Source organism: Aeromicrobium sp. PFPM2_SD2, from assembly GCF_057364525.1.
In genome coordinates, this window is the sequence record NZ_JBNFNZ010000719.1 from 1 (window position 1) to 742 (window position 742).

The 742-nt window shown below is 76.4% G+C and carries 1 pseudogene; it reads left to right on the forward strand.

The annotated features are described in order from the left end of the window. A pseudogene (locus tag AC2W7G_RS17685) lies at positions 1 to 742 on the forward strand (chromosome segregation protein SMC); the annotation flags it as partial.

Below are 742 nucleotides of genomic sequence, written 5' to 3' on the forward strand. Positions count from 1 at the left end.
CCTGCGCTCGACGTCGTCGACGCGCCGGACGCGCTGCGCCCGGCGCTGGCCCGGCTGCTGTTCAAGGTCGCGGTCGTCGACGACCTGGAGGCGGCCCGCTCGCTCGTGCACGCCGAGGCCGACGTCACCGCGGTCACCCGCGAGGGCGACGTCCTGGGCGCCCACTTCGCGCACGGCGGCTCGGGCAAGCAGCAGAGCCTGCTCGAGGTGCAGGCGGCGATCGAGAAGACCACCGCGGAGCTGGCCGACGTGACCGCCTCGCTGGAACGCCTGCGCTTCGAGCTGAGCAGCGTCCAGGCCGAGCACGCCGAGGCGCAGGACCGCGTCGAGGCGGCGCTGGCGCGGCTGCACGAGTCCGACGCCGAGGTCGCGGCGGTCGCGTCCAAGCTGGAGCAGCTGGGCTCGACCGTCACGGCGGCGAAGGCGGAGGCCGAGCGGCTGGAGACGGCCCGTGCCCGGGCCGCGGAGGCCCGCGAGAAGGACGAGGCGTCCCTGGCCGAGCTCGCCGACCGGCTCGAGCAGGCCGAGTCCGCGCCCGAGGAGGAGCCGGACACCGCCGAGATGGAGCGCCTGGCCGAGGCCGCGTCCACGGCCCGCAAGGCCGAGATGGACGCTCGCCTGGCGCTGCGCACGAACGAGGAGCGGGCCACGTCGCTGACGACGCAGGTCACGAACCTGCGCCAGGCCGCCGAGGCCGAGCGGCAGGCCCGGGCGAAGGCGGCCGAGCGTCGCGAGCGCCTGC